The sequence below is a fragment of the Micromonospora sp. ALFpr18c genome, assembly GCF_008868155.1.
Lineage (GTDB): Bacteria > Actinomycetota > Actinomycetes > Mycobacteriales > Micromonosporaceae > Micromonospora.
Genome location: NZ_WBKR01000256.1, coordinates 1 through 7,755 on the forward strand (window position 1 = coordinate 1; position 7,755 = coordinate 7,755).

Annotated in this window: 7 protein-coding genes and 1 pseudogene; 4 read left to right on the forward strand and 4 right to left on the reverse strand. The window is 73.7% G+C overall.

What is annotated here, in order from left to right; all coding sequences use genetic code 11:
• The 4 genes and pseudogenes from F8271_RS28570 to F8271_RS28585 form a co-directional block, all read right to left on the reverse strand.
• Positions 1-495: pseudogene (locus tag F8271_RS28570) on the reverse strand (hypothetical protein); the annotation flags it as partial.
• Between the two features lie 213 nt (positions 496-708).
• On the reverse strand, positions 709-2,055 hold the full coding sequence (locus F8271_RS28575) for an NAD(P)/FAD-dependent oxidoreductase (protein ID WP_151492944.1): 1,347 nt from the start codon (positions 2,053-2,055) through the stop codon (positions 709-711).
• A 1-nt stretch (position 2,056) separates the two neighbouring features.
• The gene (locus F8271_RS28580) at positions 2,057-2,404 is read right to left on the reverse strand and encodes a TcmI family type II polyketide cyclase (protein ID WP_151492945.1); all 348 of its coding nucleotides are present in this window, start codon (positions 2,402-2,404) and stop codon (positions 2,057-2,059) included.
• A 93-nt stretch (positions 2,405-2,497) separates the two neighbouring features.
• Positions 2,498-3,289, reverse strand: coding sequence for a BTAD domain-containing putative transcriptional regulator (locus tag F8271_RS28585; RefSeq protein ID WP_151492946.1), 792 nt, complete (start codon positions 3,287-3,289; stop codon positions 2,498-2,500).
• A 444-nt stretch (positions 3,290-3,733) separates the two neighbouring features.
• Between F8271_RS28585 and F8271_RS28590 the strand changes: the two genes are divergently transcribed.
• The 4 genes from F8271_RS28590 to F8271_RS28605 all read left to right on the forward strand — a co-directional run.
• The gene (locus F8271_RS28590; protein WP_151492947.1) at positions 3,734-4,072 is read left to right on the forward strand and encodes a TcmI family type II polyketide cyclase; all 339 of its coding nucleotides are present in this window, start codon (positions 3,734-3,736) and stop codon (positions 4,070-4,072) included.
• Positions 4,069-5,793, forward strand: coding sequence for an acetyl-CoA carboxylase carboxyltransferase subunit alpha (locus F8271_RS28595; protein WP_151492948.1), 1,725 nt, complete (start codon positions 4,069-4,071; stop codon positions 5,791-5,793). The genes F8271_RS28590 and F8271_RS28595 overlap by 4 nt, the downstream gene beginning before the upstream one ends.
• Positions 5,790-6,356 carry a biotin/lipoyl-containing protein gene (locus F8271_RS28600; RefSeq protein WP_151492949.1) on the forward strand — a complete coding sequence of 189 codons (567 nt, stop codon included), beginning with the start codon at positions 5,790-5,792 and terminating at the stop codon, positions 6,354-6,356. The genes F8271_RS28595 and F8271_RS28600 overlap by 4 nt, the downstream gene beginning before the upstream one ends.
• A 16-nt stretch (positions 6,357-6,372) precedes the next feature.
• Positions 6,373-7,755: acetyl/propionyl/methylcrotonyl-CoA carboxylase subunit alpha (locus F8271_RS28605; protein ID WP_151492950.1), on the forward strand; the 1,383-nt coding region annotated here is incomplete at its 3' end.

The following is a 7,755-nucleotide window of genomic DNA, read 5'->3' on the forward strand; positions in this document are numbered from 1 at the left end:
GATTGGCAGGGCGCTGTCCGGGTCGCTCAGGGTGAACAGCTCGCGCAGGTGCGGATGCCAGTTCGGTGTGAGGTCCAGGGCGACGCGCTTCAGGTCCTCGCCGCGGCGCTGCATGGCGTCGGCCGGGTCGACGGCGGGTACGGGCGGCGGCGCTTCGGTCAGCGCCATGTCGGCCGGGTCGACGGTGGTGTCGGCGTCCGCCGGTGCGGGACGGTCCGGCGTGGTCACCGCGGCCGGCGCGCTGACGGTGTCGACCGGCGTCGGCTCGTCGGTGATGGCGGTCGGCGTCGGGTCGATGGTCGCCGCCGGGCGGGCCTCGTCGGTGGTGGCCGGCGGTGCCGGCGTGGCGATGTCGGCCAGGCCGACGACGGGATCACCGTCCACGATCGACGGACTGTGCCCGCTGTCCCGCCGGCTGCGCAGCAACCACCCGGCCGCCACGCCGAGCAACAGTGCCAGGACCACTATCAGCGAGTGTCCGATAGACCACGCCACGGCGAACCTCCCTCTCACATCGTCGGAAAAGTCACGAGAAAAACTCGCCGCAGCTTCGCACATGCGTCATGACGACGACAGAGAGGACTGCCTGGCAGCGGCACGGGTGGGACGGTCACCGCGCCCGGTGCCCGACGGGTGACGCAGCGTCGCGCCGGACACGAGGAAACCCGGGCCCGGCAGTGGATGCGGGCCCGGGTCGGTGACGCCGGGTCAGTCCTGGTCGCCCTCGTAGGTGTGGAAGTCGTCGACGAAGCGGCGACGTAGCCGGGGCACCCGGCTGGTCACCCCGAAGTAGCCGCGTGCGCCGAGCAGCGCGAGCCGGCCCACCACCGGTCGGTACATCCGGTCCTCGCCGCTGGTGCCGCTGCGGTTCAGCGATTCGGTGACCCGCGCGAAGCCGTACGGCACCATCACCGCCTCGTAGTCGGCCACCGCCTGCACCAGCGTCTTGTCTCCGGCGGCGGCGTGGACGAGCTGCTGACAGAGCAGGCGGGCGTCGCGCAGCGCGGTGTTCGCGCCCACGCCACGTCCCGGTGTCATGGTGTGGATGGCGTCGCCGAGCAGGGTGACGGTGCTGCTCTTCCACGGTGGCACCGGTTCGGACGTGGTCACCCTGATTGGCAGGGCGCTGTCCGGGTCGCTCAGGGTGAACAGCTCGCGCAGGTGCGGATGCCAGTTCGGTGTGAGGTCCAGGGCGACGCGCTTCAGGTCCTCGCCGCGGCGCTGCATGACGTCGGCCGGGAACCGGCGGGCGGCGCTCCAGATGATCAGGTTGATGTTGTCGGTGGTGGTGTCGTGGGCGAGGCCGGGCCAGTCCCGCAGCAGGTCGGCGTCGGCGTCGCTGACGCCCGGCTTGATCGCCCGCTCGGTGTCCCACCGGAACTCCATCACGTGCAGCACACCCATCGTCCCGCCGGCGCCGAAGATCAGCGAGATGCCCTGGCGGACCCGCTCCGGGACGAGGTCGCGGGTGTGCGCGGTCAGCGGGATCCGGGTGGCGATGTTGATGGTGCCCGCGTCGCGGGTGACGGCGTGCGGCAGGTACTGGTGTCGTACGGCGGAGTGGGTGCCGTCCGCCGCCACCAGCAGGTTGCCGGTGGCGCTGCTGCCGTCGGCGAAGTGGGCGGTGACCGTGCCGTCGTCGCGTTGCTCGTACCGGATGAAGGTCTTGTCGAAGTGCACCACGTCGGTCAGGCCGGTCAGCAGGACCTGGCGCAGCACCATCCGGGCCACCGAGTGCTCGGTGTGCTCCGGTTCGGCGTCCGGCCGCAGTTCGAATGAGGCGGTCTGGCGCAGCCCCTGCGTGACGACGTTGAAGTAGCGCGGCGGTCGGGCGCAGGTGGCCAGGAAGGTGGCGAACAGCTCGGGTGGAAGGCATTCGCGCAGCGCCCGGCTGCCGGTGGGGCCGATGCCCACCCGGTAGCCGAGCAGCCCTTCGGCGCGGTGGCGGTGCCGTTCGTAGACGGCAACGCTGATCCCGGCGCGCCGCAGCCCGTGTGCCAGGCACAGGCCGCCGGTGCCGGCGCCGATGATCAGGACGTGCGGCGCGCTGGACATGTCAGCCGGCCGGGTGCGCCGCGGGCGCGTCGGCGGCGTCCCACCGGTAGAAGCAGCCCGCGATCGCGTCGCGGGGGGAGCGCCAGGTCGGCAGGTACGGCGAGGTGTGCGCCGAGAGTCGTTCGTTGACCTGTTGGAAGAGCGGGTGGTTGCGGGCGGCGGCGAGCGCGTCCGGGTCGACGTCGGAGGTCTCCATCAGGTGGACGTACAGGTCGTGTAGGCAGTACAGGGACCGGTGCGTGACACCGGTCAGGCCGGGTAGTTCGGTGGCGTCGGATTCGGCGAAGATCTGCGCGACCCGCCCCTCCGCGCCCGGGATGATCCGGCTGACGATCAGTAGACGACTCATGGGACCCCTTCCGCCGGTGGCTGGCCCGATCCTCGGGATCGGCGGCCACGTGCTCTGTGCGCCCACCGTGCCGCAGCGCCTGTCACGTCACCGTCACGTGTGCCGACCGGCCGGTGACGGACGGTCGACGGACCCTCGGGTGGCCTGGCGGATCGGGGCGAGTGTGTCGTCGAGCAGGGCGCTCATCGCCGGGCTGGGCTCCAGGCGCAGTTCCCGGCGCAGCAGGTCGCGGTAGACGTAGAAGGCGTGCACGGCCTCGAACGCGTTGCCTTCGGCGAGGTGGATGCGCACCACCAGCCGGTGCGGGGTCTCGCGTAGCGGCTCGGCGGCCATCGCCTCCAGCGCTGCTTCGAGGGCCTCGCCGTGCCGGCCCGCGGCGAGGTGCTGCCCGGCCACCTGCTCCAGCATGTGCAGGCGCAGTTGGCGCAGCCGCTCCCGGTCGAGCAACACCCAGTCGTCGTACCAGCCGGGCAGCAGATCGTGTCGGCCGGCGGCGAGGGCCCGGGCGGTGCACGGGTCGTCGCCGTCGCGGACCCGGGCGGCCGTACCGACCAGTTCGTCCACGTCGAGGCGGACGGCGGGGCCCAGGCGTACGGTGTCACCGGCCACGGTCATCGGGCAGCACGGGTCCTGCCGCAGCCGCCACAGGGCGGTGCGCAGCGATGACAGGGCGCGCTCCTCGGAGGCGTCGGGCCAGAGCAGTCCGGCGAGCTGGCTGCGGGTGGCGCCGGGGCGCAGCCCGATCAGCGCGATCACCCGTTGCAGCCCGCGTGGTACCACGACGGGCGCGGTGCCACGTAGCAGTCGGAAACCGCCGAGCAGGTGCAGTGCGACGTCGCTCTCCGGCGGGTCTCCGGCGGTCGGCACGGACGGATCAGCGGTCACGGCGGCACCCCCTGCGGAACGCTCGTCCCGACTGTCTGCTGTGTCCCGGATCGGCTGCCCGTGACGCCACTGTCGACCTCACCGGCGGGGTGCGACCACGGCCGTACGGGCGCGGCCCCGCCCGCCGGGGCGGCCGGGCTTACCACGGTGAAGATTATCAATAGCGGTCACGGTGAGTCAACGGCTCGGTGGACCTTCTATTCGTGACGGTCAACCATGAGATCGCTTCTGAACTGCACAAACGCACGCAGTTTCTCGTGTCAGATGGAGCGGGCGCATAGCTGATGCACAGGTTGCGTCAACGCAGCGTCACCAAACAGCGTCGCCGACCGACCCGGCGTGGTGACGCCGCTGTGACGAGGACTCCCGCATCGTGTCGGCAGTCGTCCAGCGCGTCCGGGGCCACCCGCCGCCGGCCCGGACGCCGTGGGGGGAGGCCCAGCCATGGACCGATCGCTGATCGTCGCGAAGGTGGTCCCGACCGCCGAGGAGCGGGTCGCCGAGATCTTCGCCGAGTCGGACGCGACGGAGCTGCCGCGCCTGGTCGGCGTCCGGCACCGCTCGCTGTACCGGCTGCACGACCTCTACGTGCACCTGCTCGAGACCGACCAGCCGGCGCAGGGCGCGGTGGAGGCCGCCCGTGGCCATCCCGAGTTCATCCGGGTCAGTGACCGGCTGCGACCCTACGTCTCGCCGTACCTGCCGACGTGGCGCTCGCCGCGCGACGCCATGGCGCGGTGCTTCTACCGGTTCGACGCCGCCGACGCCGGGCGGCGGCCGTGACCGCGACCGCGCCGCGAGAGGCGCTCTGGTCGCGCTGCGCCGGCTGCTCCAGCCTGCTCTACCGCAAGCGGCTGCGGCGCAACCTCGACGTCTGCCCGGAGTGCGGCGCGCACACCCGGCTCGGCGCCCCGGAACGTCTTCGCCAACTCGTCGACCCGGGATCACTGCGTCCGCTGCCCGACCGGCTGCCCGAGGCGGATCCGATCGACTTCGTCGACGTGCTGCCGTACCCGCACCGGCTCAGCGCCGCGCGGGCCAGCACCGGCCTGTCCGAGGCGGTCGTCTGCGGCACCGCCACCATCGGCGGGCACCCGGCCGTGCTCGCGGTGATGGACTTCCGCTTCCTCGGCGGCAGCCTCGGCTGCGCCGTGGGGGAGCTGATCACCCAGGCCGCCGAACGGGCCCTGGACGACGGCGTTCCCCTCATCCTGGTCACCGCCTCCGGCGGGGCGCGGATGCAGGAGGGCGCCCTGTCGCTGATGCAGATGGCCACGGTCAGCCAGGCCATCGCGGCCCTGCGCGAGGCGGGTGTGCTCACCGTCAGCGTGCTCACCGATCCGACCTACGGCGGGGTGGCGGCGTCGTTCGCCACCAACACCGACCTGGTGCTCGCCGAGAGCGGCGCCCGGATGGGCTTCGCCGGGCCCCGGGTGATCCGCCAGGTCACCGGCCGGGCGTTGCCGGAGGGTTTCCAGACCGCCGACTTCCTGCTGCGCCACGGCCAGGTCGACATGGTGGTGCAGCGCCGGTCGCTGCGGGGACGCCTCGTCGCGTTGCTCGCCGCGACCGGCTCCGGCCGCCCGCCCCGCCCGGCCGTACCGCGCCAGGAGGTGGCGGCGCGCCGCGAACGCCCCGCCGACGACCCCGTCGTCGTGCCGCCGCCGGCGGGGGACGCCCCGGCGGATCGTGACGCGTGGGACACCGTGCGGGTCGCCCGCCATCCGGGCCGACCGACCACGCTGGACTACCTCGACTCGGTCTTCGACGGCTTCGTGGAACTGCACGGCGACCGGCTCGCTGCGGACTGTCCGGCCGTCGTCGGAGGCGTGGCCCGGCTGGACGGGCGGCACCTGATGGTGATCGGCCACCAGAAGGGGCACACCACCGCCGAACTCGTGGCCCGCAACTTCGGCATGGCCAGCCCGGCCGGGCACCGCAAGGCGCTGCGGCTGATGCGCCTCGCCGCCCGGCTCGGCCTGCCGGTGGTCACCCTCGTCGACACCCCGGGCGCGGACCCGGGCGTGGGCGCCGAGGAACAGGGTCAGGCGGCGGCCATCGCGGAGAACATCCTCACCCTCACCATGCTGCCCACCCCGGTGCTCGCGGTGATCACCGGTGAGGGCGGCAGTGGTGGCGCGTTGGCCCTCGCCGTCGCCGACCGGGTGCTGATGCTGCGCAACGCCATCTACTCGGTGATCAGCCCGGAGGGCTGCGCCGCCATCCTCTGGCCGGACCGGTCCGCCGCGCCGCAGGCCGCCCGCGCGCTGCGGCTGACCGCACCCGACCTGCACCGGCTCGGGGTGATCGACGAGGTCGTGCCGGAGCCGGCACCGGCCGCGCACCACGACCCGGCGGAGACGGCGCGCCTGCTGCGCGCCGCCCTGCTGGCGAACCTGCTGCCCCTGCTGGACGTTCCGACCGCGACCCTGGTCCGCCGCCGCCGGCAGCGCTTCCGTCGCTTCGGCGCGGCGCGCGGCCTCTCCCGGGCGGGTGTCCGGTGACCGCCAGCGACCAGGCGGTGTCGACGAACGGGCACGGCGGGACGCGGCTCGACGCGCAGCGGCCCGACGAGACGATCGGCGACGAGGAGGTGTTGGCCGGGCTGCGCCGGCAGGCACGGCAGCTCGTCGCCGAGCTGACCGGGCCGGTGCGCCGGATCCGGCTGCGCAGCGGGTCGGCGGTGCTGGAGGTGGAGTGGCACCCCGCCGAGGCGACGCGACCCGACGTACCCCCGGATCCGCCGCCGGTGCGGGCGGCGCCGGCCCCGCCGGTCGCGACGGCGCCCGGCCCGCCGGCGGCGCTGATCCGGCCGCCGGTACCCGGCCGCGCGACGGTGCGGGCGCCGATCGTCGGCACCTTCTACCGGGCGCCGGAGCCCGGCGCGGCACCGTTCGTCGCGGTGGGCGACCTGGTCCGGCCGGGCCAGCCGATCGCCATCGTCGAGGCGATGAAGCTGATGAACGAGGTCGTCGCCGACCGCGCCGGCCGGGTGTCCGCGATCCTCGTCGAGGACGGCCACCCGGTCGAGTACGACCAGCCGCTGCTCGAACTCGAACCGGCCTGACGGCGGGTGGGTGACCATGTTCGAGACCGTGCTGATCGCCAACCGGGGCGAGATCGCGCTGCGGGTGCTGCGGGCCTGCCGGGAGCTGGGCGTCCGCACGGCGGTGGTCTACTCCGCCGCCGACGCCGATTCGGCGGTGGTCCGCCTCGCCGACCAGGCCGTCCGGATCGGACCGGAGTCGAGCCGGCGCAGCTACCTCAACGCCGCCGCCATCGTCGAGGCGGCCCGGCAGGTGGGCGCGCAGGCCGTGCACCCCGGCTACGGGTTCCTCTCCGAGGACGCCGACTTCGCCGAGATCTGCGCCGACAACGGGCTGACCTTCATCGGCCCACCACCGGCGGTGATGGCGGCGCTGGCCGACAAATCCTCGGCGCGCGCCCTGATGAGCCGCGCCGGCCTGCCGCTACCGGCGGGCAGCGTCGCGCCGGTGCCGACCGTCGCGGCGGCGACCGAGGTGGCCGACGCCGTCGGCTACCCGGTGATCGTGAAGGCCGCCGCCGGGGGCGGCGGCCGGGGAATGGCCGTCGCGCATACCCCGGACGAGCTACCCCGGGTGTACGCCCGCACCCGCGCCGCCGCGCAGGCCGCGTTCGGCGACGACCGGGTGTACGTCGAGCGGTACCTCACCGAGGCCCGGCACGTCGAGGTGCAGGTGCTCTGCGACTCGCACGGCAACGGCGTGCACCTGGGCACCCGGGACTGCTCGGTGCAACGCCGGCACCAGAAGCTGGTGGAGGAAGCGCCCGCGCCGGCGCTGCCCACCGGTGTCCTCGACGCCATCGCGGACACCGCGCTGCGCGGCGCGCTCGAGGTCGGCTTCGTCGGCGCGGGCACGCTGGAGTTCCTGGTCGACGCCGAGGAACGGTTCCACTTCCTGGAGATCAACTGTCGGATCCAGGTGGAGCACCCGGTCACCGAGATGGTCACCGGCATCGACCTGGTGCACGAGCAGCTGCACATCGCCGCCGGGGTGCCGCTGCGCTGGCGGCAGGAGGAGATCCGCCTGCACGGCGTCGCCGTGGAATGCCGGGTCAACACCGAGGACCCCGAACGCGGCTTCGCACCGACCCCCGGCCGGTTGGAGCGGTTCACCCCGCCCGGCGGCCCGTTCACCCGGGTCGACACCCACGCCAGTGCCGGCTACCTGGTCGGCCCCTGGTACGACTCGCTGCTGGCCAAGGTGATCGTCTGGGCGCCCGACCGGGAGTTGGCGCTCAACCGGCTCGAACGCGCCCTGGAGGAGTTCGACATCGCCGGGCCGGGCGTGCGCACCACCATCCCGTTCGTCCGGCGGGTGCTCGACGACGCCGCCTTCCGCAAGGGCCGCTACACCACCGGCCTGGTCGACCGCCTGCTCGCCGCGCCCGGACCGGTGCCCGCGCAGCGCTCGACGCCCACC